The sequence below is a fragment of the Actinoplanes auranticolor genome (assembly GCF_018332655.1).
Lineage (GTDB): Bacteria > Actinomycetota > Actinomycetes > Mycobacteriales > Micromonosporaceae > Actinoplanes > Actinoplanes auranticolor.
The window spans coordinates 44637-65680 of record NZ_BOQL01000045.1 but is presented as its reverse complement, the minus strand read 5'-3'; the positions used below and the strand labels follow the sequence as shown (position 1 = coordinate 65680).

The following is a 21044-nucleotide window of genomic DNA, read 5'->3' as shown; positions in this document are numbered from 1 at the left end:
TCAAGGGCTTCCTGTCGTAGGTCCGTGCGGATAACCGACCGTCGCTCCCGCCGATTGCGAGCTGCGTGCTCGCAAGACCGGGCGCCGGGCTCAGGTGCGGGCCCGGACCCGGGCGAGCATCTCGGTCACCGAGGCGGCCGGGTCGGTGATCGGGAACTGGACCGCGCGGATCGTCGCGGTGGGGTCGGCCAGCAGGGTCAGGCGTTTGAAGCGGTCCACGCCCGCCGTGCGGAAGGTGGGCAGGCGCAGGCTCGCCGCCAGCTTGACGTCCTGGTCCGACAGCAGGGGGAACGGCAGCTTCGCGTGGGTGGCGAAGGCTTCCAGCTGGTCCGGGCGCTGGGTGCTGATGCCGCGGATCTCGACGCCCGCCGCGGCGAAGTCGGCCACTCTGGCCGCGTACGTCATCGACTCGAGGGTGCAGCCCGGCGCTCCCGGGATGTCGCTCCAGCCCGGCGGATAGCCCGGGGTGTCCGGCGCGAAGGCGCCGGGGAAGAAGTAGAGGACCGTCCAGGTCTCCAGGCGCAGAGCGGGGATCCGGCGGCCGACCAGGCCGTGCACGCGGTGCGCCTCGGCCGAGGTGGGCGCTGCTGTCGCGGTGAGGGAGCCGTCGCCGAGCACGTGCCGGTCGCCCCACTCCTGCAGCGCGATCAGCACCGGCAGCAGTCCCTCACCCTTGGCCGTCAGCACGTAGTCGTGGCGGGGCGGGTGCTCCGAATACGGCTCCCGGCGCAGCACACCGTGCTCGACCAGCGCGGCGAGGCGCTCGGTCAGGGCCCGCCGGCTGACGCCCAGCGATCGTTGCAGCGCCTCGAACCGGGTCACGCCGCCGGCGATGTCGCGGACCACCAGGAACGTCCACCAGTCCGTGAGCACGCCGAGGGCCTGCTCGATGCCGCAGTCGGCATCAATGAGTTCGACCCTGCGCACGCCCTCCACTATAGTCCGTTCCAAAATGGAACTTACTCGAACGGGGGGCGGGGACCGTGAGCGTGTTCTGGCGGTGGTGGGCGGCCGGCACCAGCAGTGATCTCGGCTCGGCCGTCGGCGGGGTGGCCCTGCCGCTGACCGCGCTCGCGGTCCTCGACGCGACCCCGTTCGAGATGGGCCTGATCGCCGCCGCCGGCTACGTCGCCTGGCTGGCCATCGGGCTGCCCGCCGGGGTCATCGTGCAGCGGCTCCCGCTGCGCGGCACCCAGGTCGGGGCGGACCTCGTCCGCGCGCTGGCCGTCACGTCGATCCCGGTCGCCTGGTGGCTCGGCGTGCTCAGCGTCACCCAGCTGGTCGTCGTGGCCCTGACCCTCAGCTTCGCGCACGTGATCTTCTTCGTCGCCAACACCACGTTCCTGCCCGAGATCGTCAGCCGCGACCAGTTGCAGTCCCGCAACAGCCTCACGTCCGGCACGCACGCCACGACCCAGCTCGCCGGCCCCTCGCTCGGCGGCCTCGCCGTGCAGGTCCTCGGCGCGGTGCCGACGCTGCTGATCGACGCGGCCAGCTACCTCGTGTCGGCGGCGCTGCTCCGGACCCTGCCGCCCCGCCGTGGACACCGCCCGGACCAGCCGGCCGCGATGGGCGCGATGATCCGCGAGGGCTGGGCGTACGTGACCAGGCACCCGATGATGGGCCCGGCCATGTGGTCGGCCACCGCGTTGAAATTCGTCTGCGGCGCCCACCTCACGCTCTTCCCGCTCTACCTGGTCCGGGAGCTGCACGCCCCGCCCGGCGTGGTGGGCCTGCTGCTGGCCGTGGACGGCCTCGGCACCCTGATCGGGGCGGCGCTGACCACCCGGGCCACCAACGCGCTCGGCACCGCCCGCGGCCTGATCATCCTCGGCTTCGTGGAGGCCGCCGCCGCCTTCGTCATCCCCCTGGGCACCGGCTGGGTGGCGTACCTGGGCTTCACCGCCGGCGTCCTGATCTTCGCCGGCACCGTGTGCGTCTTCAGCGTGACCACCCGCACGTACCGGCAGATCGCCAGCCCGCCGGAGCTGCTGTCCCGGGTCATGGCCACGGTCCGGTTCGTCTCCTGGGGCGCCATCCCGGTCGGCGGCCTGGTGGCGGGTGCGCTGGCCGGACCGCTCGGCGCCCGGACCACCTTGCTGATCGTCGCGGTGGCCGCGCTGGCCGCACCGCTCGCGCTGCTGTTCTCCCCCGTACGCGGCCGCCGCGATCTGCTGGAGCCGACCACACCGGAGCGGGAGGCGGCCGTTGGGTAGGTTCGGCGGTTGTGGACAGCGAGTTCTGGATCTCCGAACTGACCGACGACGACGTACCCGCCGTGGTGGCCCTCTGCCGGACCGCCCTGGACCTGCCGGAGGACGCCGCCGAGGCCGCGGAGATCGTGCTGCGCCTGCGCGAGACCACCGGCACGGAAGGCTGGTCGCCCACTCCCCGCAGAATCACCGGCTTCATCGCCCTCCGCTCAGCCGACGCGGACCCGGCTTTCGCAGGCTCGGCTTTCGCAGGCTCCGCTTCTGCAGGCTCCGCTTCTGCAGGCCCGGCCTCTGCAGGCCCGGCTGACGCGGCTGCGGCCGGCGTGGGCTCGGCTGCGGCCGGTGCGGCGCTCTCCGGCGAGCCGGTATCGGTGACCGGCGGCCGGGTGATCGGCGTGGTGCTGGGCTCGGTGTCACACCGGGACCGTTCGATCGGCCACGTCGATCTGATCGCCGTGGACCCGCAGGAGCGGCGCCGGGGCGTGGCCCGGGCGCTGGTGTCCCGGGTCGAGGGTGCGCTGGCCGGACTGGGGGCAGGCGACGTGGTGATCGCCGGCAACGCGCCGTACTACGCCTGGCCCGGCATCGACGTCCGCTACACCCCGGCGATCTGCGCGGCCATGGCCTTCGGCTTCGAACAGGACCAGCCCGCCTGGAACATGACCGTGGACCTGACGGCGGAAGCCTCCGGGGCAGCACCGGGCGCAACGGCCGACGACGAGGCACGCCTGGCCGGTGAGGGCATCACCATCCGCCGAGCGGGCGCCGAGGACGTCCCGGCCCTGGTCCGGTTCACCCTGGCGAACTTCGGCGAGGGCTGGGCCGGCGAGATCACCCACTCGGTCGGCCGCGACCAGGCCGGCTGCCACCTGGCGCTGGCCAAGGACGGAACGATCCTGGGCTTCGCCGCCTACGGCTCGTCCCGCCCGTCCTGGTTCGGCCCGATGGGCACCGCACCGGCCGCCCGCGGCTCTGGAATAGGCGCCCTGCTGCTACGCCGCTGCCTCGCCGACCAGAGAGCCGCCGGCCACAACCAGGTCCAGATCGGCTGGGTCGGCCCCCTCCCGTTCTACGCCAAAGCCGTAGCCGCCCGAGTAGAACGCGTCTTCCTCCTGTACCGCAAACAGCTCTAACCCACCCCACCCAACCGCACGAATGGCGCGCCGAACGGCCGCACGGCAGCCCGCCCACCGACAAAGGCGGCTGGCACGGCTCCCAAGCCATGAGTGGCCGCCGCCCAGAGCCAAGCCGATAAGCAGCGCCGGGCGACCAGGACCGGGGCGGACCGAGCGGGCCAGGCCGGGTGGGCAGGACCAGGCAGGCCAGGCGGAGCGGACCGGCAGGCCGGGCAGGGCGGCCAAGGCCAGGGCGGGCCAGGGCGGGCAGGATTAGGCAGGCCGGGCGGAGCGGACCGGGCGGGCTGGGCTGGGCTGGGCTGGGCTGGGCTAGCCGAGCATGACGGGCCAGGCCGGACGGGCAGGACACAGCCAGGCCAGGCCGGACGGGGCGGACCGGGCGGACCGGGCACGGCGGACCGGACAGTGCGGCCGGCAGAGCGGACGGACCGGGCGGGGCCGGGCAAGGGGACCGGGCACGGCGGACCGGACAGTACGGCCGGCAGGGCGGACGGACCGGGCGGGCAGTACCAGGCAAGCCGAGCCGGGCAGGCCGGGCAGAGCTGCCCGGGCGGGCAGGACCAAGTAGGCCGGGCAGAGCCTGGACGCACGGCGGGAGGGCCAGGCATGCCGGGTAGGCAGGACAGGCCGGGCAGAGCTGGACGCGCGGGCGGGCAGAGCCAGGCAGGACCCGCGGAAAGAACTAAGACCGCGCAAAAGCAGCAAGCCCAGCCACAACGGGCTTGGGGGCGGGGATGACCCACGCAGATATCAAGCTTGACGGGCTGCGTGGGGCATCCCCGCCCCCAAGCCCCACCATGCAACCAGCAGAACCCATGCAACCAGCAGAAGCCATGCAACCAGCAGAAGCCATGCGAAGCGGAGCAGAGACAAAGCAGAAGGCGGGCCGCCCGAAAGCGACCCGCCCCTGCGTAAAAAAGCGAAGGACTTAGAAGTCCATGTCCCCGCCACCCGGAGCACCGGCCGGAGCCGGGTTCTTCTCCGGCTTGTCCGCCACGACCGCCTCGGTCGTGAGGAACAGGGCGGCGATCGACGCGGCGTTCTGCAGCGCCGAACGGGTGACCTTGGCCGGGTCGATGATGCCCGCGGCCAGCAGGTCGACGTACTCGCCGGTCGCGGCGTTCAGGCCGTGACCCAACTCCAGGTTGCGCACCTTCTCCGACACGACGCCGCCCTCGAGGCCGGCGTTGACGGCGATCTGGCGCAGCGGGGCGTCGAGCGCGACCCGGACGATGTTCGCTCCGGTGGCCTCGTCGCCCGTCAGGTCGAGCTTGTCGAACGCGGTCTTGCCGGCCTGCACGAGGGCGACGCCACCACCGGGGACGATGCCCTCCTCGACGGCCGCCTTCGCGTTGCGAACGGCGTCCTCGATGCGGTGCTTGCGCTCCTTGAGCTCGACCTCGGTGGCCGCGCCGACCTTGATGACCGCAACGCCGCCGGCCAGCTTGGCCAGGCGCTCCTGCAGCTTCTCGCGGTCGTAGTCGGAGTCCGACTTCTCGATCTCGGCGCGGATCTGGTTGACCCGGCCCTGGATCTGCTCGGCGTTGCCGGCACCGTCGACGATGGTCGTCTCGTCCTTGGTGATGACCACCTTGCGGGCCTGGCCCAGCAGGCTCAGGTCGGCGGCGTCGAGCTTGAGGCCGACCTCTTCGCTGACGACGGTCGCACCGGTGAGGATGGCGATGTCGTCCAGCATGGCCTTGCGGCGGTCACCGAAGCCCGGGGCCTTGACGGCGACGGACTTGAAGGTGCCACGGACCTTGTTGACGACCAGGGTGGCCAGGGCCTCGCCCTCGACGTCCTCGGCGATGATGATGAGCGGCTTGCCGCCCTGCATCACCTTTTCGAGGACGGGGAGCAGGTCCTTCACCGCGGAGATCTTGCTGTTCGCGATGAGGATGTAGGGGTCGTCGAAGACGGCCTCCATGCGCTCGGCGTCGGTCATGAAGTACGCCGAGATGTAGCCCTTGTCGAAGCGCATGCCCTCGGTGAGCTCCAGCTCGAGCCCGAAGGTGTTGCTCTCCTCGACGGTGATGACGCCTTCCTTGCCGACCTTGTCCATCGCCTCGGCGATGATCTCGCCGACCGTGGAGTCACCGGCGGAGATGGACGCGGTGGAGGCGATCTGCTCCTTGGTCTCCACGTCCTTGGCGATCTTGGTCAGCTCCTCGGAGACAGAGGCGACTGCAGCCTCGATGCCCCGCTTGAGCGCCATCGGGTTCGCGCCGGCCGCGACGTTACGCAGGCCCTCGCGGACCAGCGCCTGGGCCAGCACGGTCGCCGTCGTCGTGCCGTCGCCGGCCACGTCGTCGGTCTTCTTGGCGACCTCCTTGACCAGCTCGGCGCCGATCTTCTCGAAGGTCCCCTCGAGCTCGATCTCCTTGGCGATCGACACACCATCGTTGGTGATGGTGGGAGCGCCCCACTTCTTCTCGAGCACGACGTTGCGGCCCTTGGGGCCGAGCGTCACCTTGACGGCGTCGGCGAGCTGGTTCATACCACTCTCGAGGCCGCGACGAGCTTCCTCGTCAAATGCGATGATCTTGGCCATACGGCTTTGTCCTCCTGGACATTCGCGGCGCCGGGCCGGTCCGGCCCCGCATTCCGCACGTTGAGAACCATGCGGACGTCACCACCTGGCGATGTGACGTCCGTCCTCAGGCCGAGCCGGAAAGCCCGCGACGACCGGTCCCGTGCCCCGGCACCGATGGCGGTGCCGCAGCCGTGACCCCACCGTCCCGACCTGCTGGCACTCACGTGGCGCGAGTGCCAATCACTTGTTTAGCACTCTGCCGGGGCGAGTGCAAGCAGAACGGACCACGCGCGGGGGTGCCCCCGGCGGTCGCATATCGGCGTCCGACTTGCCCCCACCTGGGCGACGAGGTAGGCAGGGCAGCATGACCAGCACTGTCGCGCCCACCATGACCGTGCACCGGGTCACTCCCGCGGACGCGGGCCGGATGCGTGCGCTGCGACTGGAGATGCTGGCCGACAGCCCGCTGGCCTTCCTGGAGACGCTGGCCCAGGCCGCCGCCCGGCCGCACGCCGACTACCGGCGCCGGATCGCGCAGGCGTCGACCGGCGGCCAGCTGGCCCAGTTCGTGGCCGACCCCGGGGGCCGGCTGATCGGCCACGCGGGCGGCACGGTGCTGCCCGAGGACCCGCGCGCGACGGTCGTCTTCGCGGTCTACATCACACCCGCGCACCGCGGCCGGGGCGTGCTGCGCGAGCTGGTCGAGGCGGTGGCCGAGTGGTCGGTGGCGATGGGCCGCGGCGAGCTGATGCTGGAGGTCGTGGTCGGCAACGACCGCGCGGTCCGGGCGTACGAGCGGCTGGGCTTCGAGGACACCGGCGTACGGGTGCCGCATCCGGTGATCCCGGGCCTGCTGGAGCTGCAGATGCGCCGGCGGGCCTGATGGGCGCCCGGTGGCCGCTGGCCCGCACCGCCCTGACCGCCGTGAACGGCACCACGCTGGTCGGCCTGGGCGTCGCTGTGCTGACCGGGGCCAGGGTGCGCCGCGGTCCCGGCGGGATCCTGATCGCGGAGGGTTACCGGCGCAGGGTGCCGCCCGCGACCTGCTTCACGATCGGCTCGGTGATCATCACCCGGCGTACGGCCGAGTGGCTGCTGGACGAGAGCCGCGCCGCGCTGCTGGCCCACGAGCGCCGGCACGCCGGGCAGTACGCCGTCCTCGGCCCGCTGTTCTGGCCGGCGTACTGGCTGTCCTGCGGCTACTCGTGGGCGATGACCGGCACGTACGGCACGCGCAACGCGTTCGAGCGGCACGCGGGCCTGGCGCACGGCGGTTACCGGGAGGCCCCGCTGCGGCCGGGGCTGCGCCGGTTCAGACGGTCAGCTGCCACTGGGTCCAGCGATCCACCGGCCGGAAGCCCATCGCCCGGTTGATCCGGATCATGTGCTCGTTCTCCTCCGCGTTGGAGGTGTCGATCGCCCGCAGACCGGGGCGGGCCGTACGGGCGTACCGCAGGTTGTGGTTCTTGATCGTCAGCCCGAGGCCGTGCCCGCGGTGGTCCGGGTCGACGATGGTGATGTTCTGCCACGCGTGCCAGCCGGTGTCGTTCTCGCCGGCGATCATCGTCCAGGCGACGAGCCGCCCGCTGTCCTCGTGCACCGCGCCGGTGTGGAACGTCGTACGCCTGCGCAGGCGCAGTGTCTCCTCGGCCGCACGGACCCGGGCCGCGTCCACCTTCTCGGACTCCACGGCCAGGTCGCCGGTGGGCGCGTCGTCGTTGAGCCGGCTGTCCAGGTAGCCGATGTCGTCCAGCAGTTCCGCCGGCGCCTCGTCAGTCCATCGCACGAGCCGGTAGCCGGCCGCCGCGGGACTGTCGTCGGGCAGGGGGCCCGTGACGTCGAGCCGGCTGCGGATCTCCACCAGGGCCGGGATCGCACCCGCGGCTTTCGCGAAGGCATCGGCCGCCACAGCCTCGCCGATCAGGTGCCGGCGGCCGAGCTCGGTGGTGCGCCGTGTCGCGAAGGTGAGCAGGGCCCGCCCGGCTCCCCGGCGGCGGTGGTCCGGGTGGACGAAGAGCTCCACGATGACGTTGGCCAGGTTGTCGAGCTGCGGCAGGAACAGCTCGAGGTGGCCGACCGGGGTCCCGTCGTCGACGGCGAGGTACTGCTCCGTCTTGCTGCCGGGCCACTCGTGTCGCAGCCGGGCACGATAGGTCTCGAAGGATCGGAACGGGATGTCGGGGGTGTCGGCTTCGGCGGCGGCCAGGTCGATCGCGTAGGCCGCCCGCTCGTCGGTGAGGGGGACTATCCGCAGCATCCCGACAGCCTGCGCCGCCGGCTCTCCGACCGCGACTGAGATTTGGTCGGGAGGACGCGCGCACAGCGCCTCCGGCACTGGGTCGTTGGGCCCCTAGGAGATTGTCGCCAAGCTCGAAAGTGGGGCCACGTACGGCGTCGCGTCCTCCCGCGTAGAGCATCCTGCCGACCCGGAGATCCCCGCGCAAGTCCTCGCGGGTAGGAATTCTCGACGTTAGGCAGAGTGCTGACTACTGTGTGTCACCCGAGCAGGCCGGCATCCCGGGCGCCGCGCAGCGACGGCTTGATCCGGTGGGTCGGTCCCACCTGGCCCGCGACGGCGTCCAGCGTCTTGAGGCCCTCGCCGGTGTTGTAGACGACCGTCTCCTTGTCCGGGTCGAGCTTGCCGCTGGCCACCAGCTTCTTGAGCACGGCCACGGTCACGCCGCCGGCGGTCTCGGCGAACACGCCGGTGGTGCGGGCGAGCAGCTGGATGGCGTCGCGGATCTCGTCGTCGTCGGCGTAGTCCATCCAGCCCCCGGTGCGGGTCACGGCCTCGATGGCGTACGAGCCGGCGGCCGGGTCGCCGATGTTCAGCGACTTGGCGATGCCGGTCGGCTTCACCGGAATGATCTGGTCGGTGCCGTTGTGCAGGGCGGTGGCGATCGGGTTGCAGCCGGCCGACTGGGCGCCGAAGACGGTCCAGCCGCCCTCGGGGGCCTCGACCAGGCCGATCTCCACCAGCTCGGAGAACGCCTTGTCGATCTTGGTGAGCAGCTCGCCGCTGGCCATCGGCACGACCACCTGGGCCGGGATCCGCCAGCCGAGCTGCTCGGCCACTTCGTAACCCAGAGTCTTCGAACCCTCGGCGTAGAAAGGCCGCACGTTCACGTTGACGAAGGCGGTGTCCTCGAACTCGTCGGTCTCGACCAGCTCGCCGCAGAGCCGGTTGACGTCGTCGTAGGAGCCGTCGATGGCGACCAGTTCGCCGCCGTACACCGCGGTGGTGATGACCTTGCCCTGCTCCAGGTCGCCCGGGATGAACACGATCGACGGCACCCCGGCCCGGGCGGCGTGCGCGGCCACGGAGTTGGCCAGGTTGCCGGTCGAGGCGCAGGCGAAGCGGGTGAAGCCCAGCTCGCGGGCGGCGGTGAGGGCCACCGAGACGACCCGGTCCTTGAAGGAGTGGGTCGGGTTGGCCGAGTCGTCCTTGACCCACAGCGGGGCCCGCAGGCCGACCTCGGCGGCCAGCGCGGCGGCGCTGACCAGCGGGGTCAGGCCCGGGTCGAGGGTGACGCGGGTGGCCGGGTCCTGGCCGGTGGGCAGCAGGGCGGCGTAGCGCCAGATGTTCTGCGGGCCGGCCTCGATCTGCTCGCGGGTGACCGCGGCCAGCGCGGCGGGGTCGTAGGCGACCTCGAGGGGGCCGAAACACTCGTAACAGGCGTGCTGCGCGGCGAGCGGGAACTCGGCGCCGCAACCACGGCACACGAGCGCGCGGGCGGGGCTGGTGGACTGGCGGGGGGCGTCGACGGTGGACGTCACAATGAGGCTCCTTCTCATCTTTCCCCCGGCGTCGGTGGACGCGCGTGGGGACGGAATTAGCACCTGCCACACGGTGGGCCTCGTCATCGAGACATGTGTGGTGGTTGCCGGGGCGTCATCGGGCCGTTCCCTCAGCCCCTCTGGATGAGGTATTCAGTTGTGCCCCACACCTTACGGCGTGGGCGGCCAAAGCGCTGCCAAGCATCCCGAGGTGTGAGCTTAAGCTCCCGGACAGCGTGCCCATTGATCGACATCGCTCGATTGATTCACCGCAACCCCTGAGGTCGGAACGCGCGCTCCGGTCCTACCATCTATTGATGCCCATGAATTTGTTGCACCGTTCCCCCGTCCTGACCGCCGCCCTCGCCGGCGCCCTGGCCCTCACCCCGGGCGCCGCCGCCCAGGGCGCCGGCCCGGTCGTGCTCGCCGCAGGCCCCGCCGCGGCACAGGCACTGGCCGCGAACGCCCCCGACCACGACGACCCGGCCGACCACGTCTGGAGCGAGCCGGCCGTCGCCGCCGTGACCCTGACCGGCTCCGGCGCCACGTCCACCAGCAGCGGCGTCACGATCAGCGGCAGCACTGTCACGGTCACCGCCGCCGGCACCTACCGCTTCACCGGCTCGCTGAGCGACGGGCGGATCGTCGTCAACAGCACCGGGACCGGCCTGGTACGGCTGATCCTCAACGGGGTTACCATCGCCGACTCGGGCACCGCGCCGCTGTCGGTGGTCGCCGCCGACGAGGTCATGGTGGTGCTGGCCGACGGGACCACGAACCGGCTCACCGATCCGGCGACGTACACGACCGCGGTGAATCCGGGGGCCGCCCTGTCCAGCGCCGCCGACCTCACCATCACCGGCACCGGGTCGCTGAGCGTCACCGGCAACGCCGCCGACGGCATCGCCAGCGACGACGGCCTGGTCATCGACTCGGGCACGATCACCGTGACGGCCAAGGACGACGGCGTCCGCGGCCAGGACTACGTCGTGCACACCGGCGGCACGCTGGGCGTCACGGCCGGCGGCGACGCGATCAAGTCCGACGAGACGGCCGACGCCGCCGAGGGGTACGTCTACCTGGCCGGCGGTGCCCGTACCCTCACCGCACCCGCCGGTGACGGCGTCAGCGCGACCACCGACGTCATCGTCGCCGGCGGCAGCCTGACCGCGACGACCGGCGGGGGCAGCACCACGGCCCCGGGCGAGACCTCCACCAAGGCCGTCAAGGCCGGCGTCAGCGTGGTGGTCAGCGACGGGCAGCTGGACCTGAACGCGTCCGACGACGGGATCAACTCCAACAACCTGATCACCGTCGACGGCGGCGCGCTGACGGTGGCCAGCGGCGACGACGCGGTGCACGCCGACACCGCCCTGACCGTTTCGGCCGGCACCGTGACCGTGACCAGGTCGTACGAGGGCCTGGAAGCCATGCAGACCACGCTCGCCGGCGGCACGGTCACGGTGACCGCGACCGACGACGCGGTGAACGCCGCCGAGGAGGGCGTGAACGAGATGCAGGTCGCGCCCAACGCCTTCATCAGGATCACCGGTGGCACCGTGACGGTCAGCGGCGGCACGGACGGCCTCGACTCCAACGGCATCCTGGCCATCTCCGGCGGGACGGTCATCGCGAACGGCTCACCGACCCGCGGCGGCGGCGAGGGCGGGCTGGACTCCAACGGCGCGCTGACCATGACCGGCGGCTCGATCCTGGCCACCGGCCTGACCGCGTCGACCAGCCGGCTGCCGTCCGGCGGCCAGGCGTGGGTGGCGTACTCGTTCGGCGCGAACCAGCCGGCCGGCACGATCGTGCACCTGGCCACCGCGTCCGGCACCCAGCTGGCCTCGTTCCGCAGCACCCGCGTGTTCAAGGGCGTGCTGTTCGACCTGAGCTCGCTGACCCGGGGCACGTCGTACCGGATCTACACGGGCGGCTCGGTGTCGGGCACGGACGCGGGCGGCGGCCTCCATCTGGGCGGCCCCTTGTCCGGCACCCAGGTGGCCTCGGTGACGGCCGGTAGCGGCCGCGCCTGATCCGCCCTCGAACCGGCCGTGACCTCGCCTGCTGTCCCCCCGGGCGGGGTCACGGTCCGTTTCGCCGCGGATGGGTGGCGGAGTCTGCATAGGGTGACGGCGTGAATGCCGTCCTCGAGATACAGGGCCTGCGCAAGACCTATCGCAGCCGCAAGGGAGTGCGCCGGGCGCTGGACGGCTTCGACATGGTGGTCGAGGCCGGTCAGGTGCACGGCTTCCTCGGGCCCAACGGCTCGGGCAAGACCACCACGCTGCGCACCCTGCTCGGTCTGATCAGGCCGAACGGCGGCCGGATGGCCCTGCTCGGCCGGGAGGTGCCGCAGGCCCTGCCCGAGGTCGCCGGCCTGGTCGGCGCCATCGTGGAGAGCCCGCAGTTCTTCGGCAACTTCTCCGCGCGCGACACCCTCTCCCTGCTCGCCGACGCGGGCGGCGTCGAACGGGCCCGGGTGCACGAGGTGCTGGAGCTGGTCGGGCTGCGCGACCGGGCCGGCGACCGGGTCAAGACCTACTCACTGGGCATGAAGCAACGCCTCGCCGTCGCGTCCGCCCTGCTCAAGAACCCGCAGCTGTTGATCCTGGACGAGCCGGCCAACGGCCTGGACCCCGGCGGTATCCGGGAGATGCGCACGCTGATGCGCAACCTGGCCGAGTCGGGGATGACCGTGGTGCTCTCCAGCCACATCCTCGGCGAGATCCAGCTCATCTGCGACTCCGTCACGATCATCTCCGCCGGGCGCCGGGTGGCCGCCGGCAGCGTCGCCGACGTGCTGGCCCAGCACGCCGCCTCCGCGGTCCGGGTCCGCGTCGAGTCGGTCGCCGACCTGACCGGTTCGGCCGGCGCGCTGCGCGAGATCGGCGCCCAGGTCGTCGTCGAGCCGGACCACCTCATGGTCAGCGGGCTCGCGCACCCCAGCGCGATCACCCGTACGCTCGCCGCCCGCGGCATCTACGTCAGCGAGCTGGCCCCGGTCGCGGTCGACCTGGAGAGCGTCTTCCTCGAGCTCACCGGCACCGCACCGGTCGAGGGCGAGCACCGCCAGGTGGACGAGTCCGCCGCCGCTCCCGCCCCGACGGTCAACGGCGGGTGGGGACAGTGAGCCTCTACACGGCCGAGACCCGGCGGCTGACCAAGCGCCGCTTCACCCGGTTCTTCGTGCTCGGCACGCTGCTCGTGCTGGCCGCGATCGTCGCCGGCATGTTCTTCACCAACCACAAGGCCTCACCCGAGCGGCTCGCCGCGGCGCAGGCCGAGGCCGACAGCCAGTACCAGTTCGCCGTGCAGCAGGCGAGCAAGGAGACGGCGGACTGCCAGGCCGCGCAGGGCACGCCGGCGGCCCAGAACTATCCGCCCTGCGACCAGATCTACCAGCCGGCCCGGGAGGACTTCCGCGCCGAGTGGTACATGGACCCGATGTTCGACTTCCGCGAGCAGTTCGGTTTCCTGGTGACCGCACTCGCCGCGCTGCTGGCGGTGATGGCCTTCGTGATCGGCGCGACCTATGTGGGGGCCGAGTGGAGCAGCGGCGGCATGATGAATCTGCTGCTGTGGCGGCCGCGGCGGCTGCAGGTACTGGGCACCAAGCTGGCCGCGCTGCTGGTGAGCCTGGGCGTCTTCACGGTGGTGGTCTCGGCGGCGTGGACCGGGCTGTTCGTGCTGACCGCCCAGCTGCGCGGCACGCTGGCCGGGATGACCTCCGGCGCCTGGCAGTCCATCCTGCTCATGGAGCTGCGCGGGATGGTGCTGGTGCTGGCGGCGGGCGCGGTGGGCTTCGGCCTCGCCTCACTGGGCCGGCACACGGCGATGGCGCTGGGCGCGGCGATCGGGGCGATCATCGTGTTCCAGTTCGGCCTCGGCACCGTGCTGTCGCTGGCCAAGGTGCCGTTCGCGGAGGCGTACCTGGTGCCGGTGTGGGCCCTGGCCTGGATGGACAAGTCGGCCGTGGCCACCGACTGGAACTCGTGCGACTACTCCAGCACCAGCGGGTGTGAGCCGGCCACGATCACCATCACCTGGCCGATGGCCGGCGGAGTGCTCGCGGCGGTGGTGCTCCTCATTGTGGGGGCAGCCATGTGGACTATGCGTAGCCGGGACGTCACTTAAGGTAGCTTCGCTGCATCGGCACTCACGGACGGCGGGGATCGCCGGCTGCCACTATGCTGACGATCCCCTTCGTACATCTGTGCGTGCTCTCCCACCGCCCAGGAGCGCCATGCAGCCCGACGCCTCTCTCAACCAGCAGCAGGTCCCCGCGCCCCGCGAGGAGACCCCGGCTGAGCCTGCCGCCGAAGCGCCCGCCCTCACCGAGCGCGAGGTGCAGATCCTCGCGTTCGAGAGCAAGTGGTGGAAGCACGCCGGCGCCAAGGAACAGGCCGTCCGCGACGCCTTCGGCCTCTCCTCGACGCGCTACTACCAGCTGCTCAACGGCCTGCTGGACAACCCGGCCGCGCTGGCCCACGACCCGGTCCTGATCGGCCGGTTGCGCCGGCTGCGCTCGACCCGGGCCCGCACCCGTCGCCGTTAGCCGGGGGCGTGCGTGGAGGCGTAGGCCTCCAGCCACGCGACCTGCACCGGGTCGAGCGAGGCCCGCACCCGCTTGCGGGCGGTCGCCACATGCTCGGCGGTGACCGTGGAGGCGTCCAGCGACTCCCGCATCGCCGACAGTGCCGCCTCGCGGATCAGCGCGGCACAGTCCGCGGCCGAGAAGCCCTCCAGCTCCGCGCCCAGCTCGTCCAGGTCGACCGCGCTGTCCAGCGGCACCGACTTCGCCGAGGCACGCAGGATGGCCGCCCGCGCCTCGCCGTCCGGCGGCGGCACGAAGACCAGCCGTTCCAGCCGGCCGGGCCGCAGCAGCGCCGGGTCGATCAGGTCGGGCCGGTTCGTCGCGCCGATCACCACGACGTTGCGCAGCGACTCCACGCCGTCCAGCTCGGTCAGCAGCGCGGCCACCACCCGGTCGGTCGTGCCGCCGTCGGTGGACTGGCCGCGGGTCGGCGCCAGCGCGTCCACCTCGTCCAGGAAGACCAGGGTCGGCGCCGCCTCCCGGGCCCGGCGGAACAGCTCCCGGACCGCCCGCTCGCTCTCCCCGACCCACTTGTTGAGCAGCTCGGCGCCCTTGACCGACAGCACGTTGGCCTTGCCGGTGCCGGCGATGGCCTTGACCAGATAGGTCTTGCCGCAGCCGGGCGGGCCGTAGAGCAGCACACCGCGCGGCGGCTGCACCCCGAGCCGGGCGAACGTGTCGGGATAGGTCAGCGGCCACAGCACCGACTCGGTCAGCGTCTGCTTCACCTCGGCCATGTCACCGACGTCGTCCAGCGTGACCTGGGCCACCTCCAGCGTCGACTCGGCCATCGAGGTCGGCCGGATCACGTCCAGCGCCGCCTCGAAGTCGGCCATGGTCACGGTCGGCGACTCGGCCTCCTTCTGGCGGAGCGCTGCGCGTACCCCGGCCTCCCGGGCCAGCGCGCCCAGGTCGGCGGCGACGAAACCGGGGGTACGCCCGGCGATGTCGTCCAGCCGCACGTCCTCGGCCAGCGGCATGCCCCGGGTCAGCACCCGCAGCTGCTCGCGCCGCATCGCCGCGTCCGGCAACGGCACCGCGAGCTGCACGGCCAGCAGGTCCGGCGAGCGCAGCCCGGGATCCACCGCCTCCGGCCGGCTCGTCGTGCAGACCACCGCGCCACCGGCGCGCAGCAGCTCACCGAGCACCTGCCGGAACACCGTCGCCAGCGGGCCGGGATCGTCGCGCGGCGCGAGCGCCTCGACGTCCGCGATCAGCAGCACGGTCGGACCGTCCGCGCGGGCGTCCCGGGCCAGCTCCCGCAGCCGGCCCGCGGCCGAGTCGTTGGTCAGCGCGGCCAGCTCCGGCCCCCAGACCGGCAGCACGGTCGCGCCGACGTTCGCCGCGACCGCGTGCACCAGCGCCGACTTGCCCGAGCCGGCCGGGCCCGTCACCAGCACCCCCAGCGACACCGTGGTGCCCAGCCGGCCGAGCACCTCGCCGTGGTGGAAGCCGAGGTCGAGCAGCTCGATCAGCTCCTGGGCCTGGGTACGCAGCCCGGGCAGGTCGTCCAGGCTGGGCGGAGGCGTCTCCGGGTCGGTGGACGCGGGCCGGCGGGCCGTCGTGGCGGTGGGCGCCGGCTGTTGCCGTACGGTCGAGAACTGTCCGTCCTGCCAGCCGACCACAGTGTCCATCGTGACCAGCACCGCGTCGGCGTCCTCGACCGCGACCACCGTGAGCAGCGTGCTGGTCCAGGCGTAGCCGACCCGGTTGGCCAGGCTGCGCCGGGCGGCCTCGACCAGCGACCGGTTGCCCGCGTCCAGCAGCACGTCCTGCGGCAGCAGCGAGACGTTGTCGCCCGCGGTGACCACCTTGCCCAGCAACGCCAGGCGCAGCATCTCCGGCGACACCACGGCGACGACCTCGGGCGGGCCGGTCAGCGTCACCCGCCGCGCCTGGACGACCGGTACGGGCGTCACGGTCACCTGGCCGCCGTCGCGCAACCCCAGGTTGCCGATGATCAGGTCGTCGGCGTACAGCAGGGCCCGGCTCGCCGTCGGCTCGGCCCGCGCGGCGAGCCCCGCGGTGGTTCGCCGGCCGGCCAGGCGCAGCGGATCCCCGGGGTTGATGGCGAGCGCGGCCATCACCTCGGGGTGCAGGCGGACGATGCCGCGACGCGCGTCGAGGGCCGCTGTCCGCTGGGTCACGGTCAGCGTGAGGTCGTCTGGCACCGGGAAGGCCTCCGTTTGGACGAGGGGACTAGGTTGACACGCTAGCCGCCGTACGCCGCCCGGGGAGGCACCACCGCGATGAGGCTTCGTCACGCCACTTTGGCCGTAGTCACGCTGACTCTGCTGGGGACCGCCGGGTGCGGTGACGACTCCGGCGACACGGCGCCCGCCGCCCAGGCACCGGTCGCCTCCGCGGGGCCCTCCGCCGACGGCGGGCTGGGTGGTCCCGGAGCCTCGGCCGCACCGGGTTCCTCGGCCGCCCCCGGCGCGCCGGCCACCGAGGGCACGTCCGCCGCCAAGCCACCGAAGAAGGGCGGCGGGGCCGCGCAGGGGCCGGCCGGCAAGCCCGCGAGCTCCCCCGCCGTGCTGACCGCCGCCGGGATCGGCCCGTACCAGGTCGGCATCCGGCAGAGCGAGCTGACGTCGGCCGACCTGGTCGGCAAGGTCACCAAGACCAAGGACACCTGCACGACGGCCAGGGGCCTGGGCGAGTACCACACGCCGGCCCTGGCGTTCGCCGGCGGCAAGCTCCAGCGCCTCACCGTGACCAGCCCGAAGGTGACCACCCCGGCGGGCGCCAAGGTCGGCACCGGCTACCCGAACCTCAAGGGCATGTACCCCGGCGGCAAGCAGCTCGACGACTGGGTCGGCGCCAGCGCCTGGTACGCGGTCGACGGCGGCAACGCCCTGCTGTTCCGGATCGAGGACGACAAGGTGACCTCGATCGACGCCGGTGCCGCCCCGGCCGTGCAGTTCTTCTACACCGACAAGCAGGGCTGCTAGGACGTTCACAGCTCCCGCTCAGCGGCCCGCGGCTAGCGTGGGCCGCATGTCTGCCCTCACGACCCGGCTCCGCCGTGCCCTGCCCCGAGTGACGCGGCGGCGGGTGGTGGCCGGTTCGGTGGCCCTCGTCCTGATCGCCGCCCTCGTCGGCTGGGCCGCCCTGCCCGAGCGTCACTCCTGGACCGCGGTCGACCAGCGCCTGACCGTGCTCTCCGGCCCGTCCGGCACCGAGCCGATCGACCTGGACACCCGGTTGTACCTGCCGTCCGGCGACGGCGACGTGCCGGCGGTGCTGCTCGGCCACGGTTTCGGCGGCAGCAAGGAATCCGTCAGCGACGACGCCGAGTCCCTGGCCGACCGCGGGTACGCCGTCCTGACCTGGACCGCCCGCGGTTTCGGCCGCAGCGGCGGGGAGATCCACCTGGACAGCCCGGACTACGAGGTCAAGGACGCGCAGCGGCTGCTGGACTGGCTCGCCACCCAGCCGCGGGTGCGGACCGACGCGGACGGGGACCCGCGGGTCGGCGTGGTCGGTGGCTCGTACGGCGGCGCCCTGGCGCTGCTGCTCGCCGCCCAGGACCCGCGGGTGGACGCGATCGTCCCGCTGATCACCTGGAACGATCTCGGCAAGGCGTTCTTCCCGCAGTCCGCGAACGGCGTCACCGCCCCCGGCGTCTTCAAGAAGAACTGGGCGGGCCTCTTCTTCGGCAGCGGCTCGGGACCGCTGGGAGCCGGCGGCGGCCCGTCGCCCCTGACCGGTGGCGCGGGGGAAGCCCCGGTGGCCCCGGTGGCGAACCCGGCCTGCGGCCGCTTCGCCGCTGACGTCTGCGCGGCGTACCTGAAGATGGCCACCACCGGCATCCCGGACGCGGCGACCACCGCGCTGCTGCAGCGCTCCAGCCCGGCGCCGGTGCTCAACAAGATCAAGGCGCCCACGCTGCTCATCCAGGGCGCGGTGGACACGCTGTTCCCGCTCTCGGAGGCCGACGCCAACGCCAAGGGCATCGCGGCGACGGGCACGCCGGTCCGGGTGGCCTGGTTCACCGGCGGCCACGACGGCGGCTCCGGCCCGCAGACCGACCAGGACCGCACCAAGTTCCTCACCGCGCAGTGGCTCGACCACTACGTGAAGAAGGACGGCGCCACCCCGGCGACCAGCTTCACCTACTCGCGGGTGGCCGGCTTCAGCGCGCTGGACCGGGGGCTGGTCACCAACGGGTACTCCGATCCGACGTACCCGGGCCTGACCGGGACCGGCCGGGCCGAGGTCACCGTCAGCGGCGACGCCCAGCAGATCGCCAACCCGCCGAACGGCAATCCGGGCGCGCTGTCCTCACTACCCGGCGTGGGCGGCCAGCTCAGCTCGCTGCTCGGCAGCGTGGCCGGTGACCTGGCCGGCCAGCACGCCGAGTTCGACTCGGCCCCGGTCACGGACGCGATCGAGGTGGTCGGCGCGCCCACGGTCCGGCTGCGGGCGGCCTCTCCGACCGGCTCGGCGACGCTGTTCGTGAAGCTCTACGACGTCGACCCGAACGGCACCGCCACCCTCAGCGGCGGTCTGATCGCCCCGGTGCGGCTCACCGGGCTGCCCACCGACGTGAGCGCGGCCCAGCCGGTCACCGTGACGCTGCCCGCGATCGTGCGCCGGATCGACGCCGGGCACACCGTCCGGGTCACGGTGGCGACCTCGGACCAGGCGTTCCTGACGCCGCCGGACCCGGCGACCTACACCGTGGCGGTCGAGCCGGCGGTCAGCCTGCCCACCGCGGCGGGCACGCCGATCGCCAACCCCCAGGTCGTCTGGCGGTACGTGCTGCTGGGCGTGCTCGCGGTCGTCGTCGCCGGGCTCGTCGTGGTCCTGGCCGTGCGCCACCGCCGGCTGCGCCGCCACGAGGCCCCCACGGTCGACGAGTACGCCGAGACGCCGCTGGTCGTGCGGGGCCTGCGCAAGGCGTACGGGGACGGTTTCGTCGCCGTGGAACGGGTCGACTTCACGGTCGAGCGCGGCCAGGTGGTCGGCCTGCTCGGCCCCAACGGCGCGGGCAAGACGACCACGCTGCGGGTGCTGATGGGCCTGACCATGCCGACCGAGGGCGACGCGCTGGTGTTCGGGCACCGCCTCGAGCCCGGCTCGCCGGTGCTGTCGCGGGTCGGCGCGCTGGTCGAGGGACCGGGGTTCCTGCCGCATCTCACCGGGCTGCAGAACCTGCACGCCTACTGGCAGGCGACGGGCCGGCCGGCTGCGGACGCCCGCTTCGACGAGGCACTGGAGATCGCCGGGCTCGGCGACTCGGTGCACCGCAAGACGAAGAACTACAGCCACGGCATGCGGCAGCGGCTGGCCATCGCCCAGGCGATGCTGGGCCTGCCCGAGCTGCTGGTGCTGGACGAGCCCACGGACGGGCTGGACCCGCCGCAGATCGCCGAGATGCGCCGCGTGCTCAAGCGCTACGCCACCGACGGCCGCGCGGTGCTGGTCTCCAGCCACCTGCTGGCCGAGGTGGAGCAGACCTGCACGCACGCGGTGGTGGTGAACAAGGGCCGCATCGTCGCGGACGGACCGGTCGACGACATCGTCGGTGACAGCCCGTCGGTGCAGCTCGAGGTGTCCGACGTACCGGCCGCCGAGCTGGTGCTGGCCGGGCTGAACGTGCGGTCGGTGACGCCGGAGGGAGCTTCCGGGCTGATCGTGGACATGAACGGCACGCCGCGTACCGAGGTGGTCGCCTCGCTGGTGCGCGCCGGGGTCGGGGTGGACCGGGTGGTGCCGCGGCGGCGCCTGGAGGACGCGTTCCTGGCCCTGGTGGGCGACAACTCGCGAGGAAGTGGAGACCGATGAGCGCGGCTGCGACGGGCTACCGGGCGACGGCGACCATGCCGTTGCTGGCCGAGGTACGCCGGCAGGCCTCCCGCCGCCGGACCCAGCTGGCCCTGGGCTTCATGGCCCTGCTGCCGGTGATCATCCTGCTGGCGTTCGAGTTCGGCGGGGACGGCGACGACGACAACGGCGGCGGGGCGTTCGCCAGCCTGGTCGACCTGGCCACCTCCGGCGGGCTGAACTTCGCCCTGTTCAGCATCTTCGTGTCGGCGGGCTTCCTGCTGGTCGTGGTGGTCGCGCTGTTCTGCGGCGACACGGTGGCGAGCGAGGCGAGCTGGGGCAGCCTGCGGTATCTGCTGGCCGTCCCGGTCCCCCGGGCCCGGCTGCTGGGCGTGAAGCTGATCGTGGCGCTGGGCTACTCGCTGCTGGCGTTGCTGACCCTGGCCGGTACCGCCCTGCTGATCGGCACCCTGCGCTACGGCTGGCATCCGCTGGGCAGCACGGTGGCGGCGGAGATCCCGGCCGGCGAGGGCGTGGTGCGCCTGCTGGCCATCCTCGGTTACCTGGCGGTGGTCCTGCTGGTCGTGGCCGGCCTGGCGTTCCTGCTGTCGGTCCTGACCGACGCGGCCCTGGGCGCGGTCGGCGGCGCGGTGCTGCTGTGGATCCTGTCCGGCATCCTGGACCAGATCACGGCGCTGGGCTCGATCCGGGACTTCCTGCCGACCCACTACAGCGACGCCTGGCTGGGCCTGCTGTCGACCCCGATGCAGACGGACGACGTGGTGAAGGGCGCCATCTCGGCGGTCTGCTACGCGACGATCTTCTGGTCGCTGGCGTTCTACCGCTTCACCCGCAAGGACATCACCTCCTAGCCGGGGCTGGGGCACCGGCCGCCGGGGTGGTCACCAGCATCGACATCGCTGCCACCGCGGCAACGGTTACGGCTACAGAACGGAGCTGCATGCTGCGTACCGCTCGGCCGGACCGTCCGAGGCGCAGACCAGGAGTGGTGAATG

At 72.5% G+C, this 21044-nt stretch carries 16 protein-coding genes and 1 riboswitch; of the genes, 11 read left to right on the top strand and 5 right to left on the bottom strand.

All coding sequences use genetic code 11. From position 1 onward, the window contains the following. Nucleotides 1-90: 90 nt before the first annotated feature. Nucleotides 91-927 (bottom strand): winged helix-turn-helix transcriptional regulator, encoded by an 837-nt coding sequence (locus Aau02nite_RS28325; RefSeq protein ID WP_212991642.1) that lies wholly within the window; start codon nt 925-927, stop codon nt 91-93. A 56-nt stretch (nt 928-983) separates the two neighbouring features. Here Aau02nite_RS28325 and Aau02nite_RS28320 point away from each other — a divergent pair, with 56 nt between their 5' ends. Further along, entirely contained in the window at nt 984-2216 is a 1233-nt protein-coding gene (locus Aau02nite_RS28320; protein ID WP_212991641.1) for an MFS transporter, read from the top strand. Between the two features lie 11 nt (nt 2217-2227). Next, on the top strand, nt 2228-3346 hold the full coding sequence (locus Aau02nite_RS28315; protein WP_246595502.1) for a GNAT family N-acetyltransferase: 1119 nt from the start codon (nt 2228-2230) through the stop codon (nt 3344-3346). A 931-nt stretch (nt 3347-4277) separates the two neighbouring features. On the opposite strand, the gene groL is transcribed toward Aau02nite_RS28315, so the two are convergent. Beyond that, nucleotides 4278-5900, bottom strand: coding sequence for a chaperonin GroEL (groL, locus tag Aau02nite_RS28310; protein WP_212991640.1), 1623 nt, complete (start codon nt 5898-5900; stop codon nt 4278-4280). A gap of 346 nt (nt 5901-6246) precedes the next feature. Here groL and Aau02nite_RS28305 point away from each other — a divergent pair, with 346 nt between their 5' ends. Continuing rightward, entirely contained in the window at nt 6247-6765 is a 519-nt protein-coding gene (locus Aau02nite_RS28305; protein ID WP_212991639.1) for a GNAT family N-acetyltransferase, read from the top strand. Next, nucleotides 6765-7256 (top strand): hypothetical protein, encoded by a 492-nt coding sequence (locus Aau02nite_RS28300; protein WP_212991638.1) that lies wholly within the window; start codon nt 6765-6767, stop codon nt 7254-7256. Before Aau02nite_RS28305 ends, Aau02nite_RS28300 begins: the two co-directional genes overlap by 1 nt. On the opposite strand, the gene Aau02nite_RS28295 is transcribed toward Aau02nite_RS28300, so the two are convergent. Then, entirely contained in the window at nt 7195-8139 is a 945-nt protein-coding gene (locus Aau02nite_RS28295; protein WP_212991637.1) for a GNAT family N-acetyltransferase, read from the bottom strand. The genes Aau02nite_RS28300 and Aau02nite_RS28295 overlap by 62 nt on opposite strands. 239 nt (nt 8140-8378) lie before the next feature. After that, nucleotides 8379-9659, bottom strand: a complete 1281-nt coding sequence (gene thrC, locus Aau02nite_RS28290; RefSeq protein WP_212991636.1) for a threonine synthase — start codon at nt 9657-9659, stop codon at nt 8379-8381. A gap of 11 nt (nt 9660-9670) precedes the next feature. After that, nucleotides 9671-9810, bottom strand: a riboswitch (SAM riboswitch). Between the two features lie 166 nt (nt 9811-9976). On the opposite strand from thrC, the gene Aau02nite_RS28285 reads away from it, so the two are divergent. From Aau02nite_RS28285 to Aau02nite_RS28270, 4 genes are all read left to right on the top strand, one after another. Then, the gene (locus Aau02nite_RS28285) at nt 9977-11695 is read left to right on the top strand and encodes a carbohydrate-binding domain-containing protein (RefSeq protein ID WP_212991635.1); all 1719 of its coding nucleotides are present in this window, start codon (nt 9977-9979) and stop codon (nt 11693-11695) included. A gap of 101 nt (nt 11696-11796) precedes the next feature. Beyond that, entirely contained in the window at nt 11797-12792 is a 996-nt protein-coding gene (locus Aau02nite_RS28280; RefSeq protein ID WP_212991634.1) for an ATP-binding cassette domain-containing protein, read from the top strand. Then, on the top strand, nt 12789-13796 hold the full coding sequence (locus tag Aau02nite_RS28275) for an ABC transporter permease subunit (protein ID WP_212991633.1): 1008 nt from the start codon (nt 12789-12791) through the stop codon (nt 13794-13796). The genes Aau02nite_RS28280 and Aau02nite_RS28275 overlap by 4 nt, the downstream gene beginning before the upstream one ends. Nucleotides 13797-13833: 37 nt before the next feature. Continuing rightward, complete coding sequence (locus Aau02nite_RS28270) at nt 13834-14217, top strand: DUF3263 domain-containing protein (protein ID WP_438841180.1); 384 nt, start codon at nt 13834-13836, stop codon at nt 14215-14217. Here the strand turns inward: Aau02nite_RS28270 and Aau02nite_RS28265 are convergent. Further along, nucleotides 14214-16427, bottom strand: a complete 2214-nt coding sequence (locus tag Aau02nite_RS28265; protein ID WP_212991631.1) for an AAA family ATPase — start codon at nt 16425-16427, stop codon at nt 14214-14216. The two genes, Aau02nite_RS28270 and Aau02nite_RS28265, sit on opposite strands and share 4 nt — an antisense overlap. A gap of 78 nt (nt 16428-16505) precedes the next feature. Between Aau02nite_RS28265 and Aau02nite_RS28260 the strand changes: the two genes are divergently transcribed. The 3 genes from Aau02nite_RS28260 to Aau02nite_RS28250 are packed head-to-tail and all read left to right on the top strand — an operon-like array spanning nt 16506 to nt 20900. After that, a complete protein-coding gene (locus tag Aau02nite_RS28260) occupies nt 16506-17210 on the top strand; it encodes a hypothetical protein (protein WP_212991630.1) in 705 nt (234 codons plus the stop codon). Between the two features lie 46 nt (nt 17211-17256). After that, nucleotides 17257-20049, top strand: coding sequence for an alpha/beta fold hydrolase (locus Aau02nite_RS28255; RefSeq protein WP_212991629.1), 2793 nt, complete (start codon nt 17257-17259; stop codon nt 20047-20049). After that, entirely contained in the window at nt 20046-20900 is an 855-nt protein-coding gene (locus Aau02nite_RS28250; protein WP_212991628.1) for an ABC transporter permease, read from the top strand. The genes Aau02nite_RS28255 and Aau02nite_RS28250 overlap by 4 nt, the downstream gene beginning before the upstream one ends. Nucleotides 20901-21044: the final 144 nt, after the last annotated feature.